This window comes from Agrobacterium sp. 10T429 (assembly GCF_056393925.1).
The window spans coordinates 1-434 of the sequence record NZ_JBFTGV010000059.1; the positions used below are offsets into that span (position 1 = coordinate 1).

A 434-nucleotide genomic window follows, 5' to 3' on the forward strand; every position below is an offset into this window, starting at 1 on the left:
CGTATAGGGTGTGACGCCTGCCCGGTGCYGGAAGATTAAATGATGGGGTGCAAGCTCTTGATTGAAGTCCCRGTAAACGGCGGCCGTAACTATAACGGTCCTAAGGTAGCGAAATTCCTTGTCGGGTAAGTTCCGACCTGCACGAATGGCGTAACGATGGCCACACTGTCTCCTCCCGAGACTCAGCGAAGTTGAAGTGTTTGTGATGATGCAATCTCCCCGCGGCTAGACGGAAAGACCCCATGAACCTTTACTGTAGCTTTGCATTGGACTTTGAACCGATCTGTGTAGGATAGGTGGGAGGCTTTGAAGCGTGGACGCCAGTTCGCGTGGAGCCATCCTTGAAATACCACCCTGGCAACTTTGAGGTTCTAACTCAGGTCCGTTATCCGGATCGAGGACAGTGTATGGTGGGTAGTTTGACTGGGGCGGTC

At 53.0% G+C, this 434-nt stretch carries 1 rRNA gene; it reads left to right on the forward strand.

Annotated elements, in window-relative coordinates:
- A 23S ribosomal RNA gene (locus tag AC1DCP_RS26495) occupies positions 1-434 on the forward strand; the annotation flags it as partial.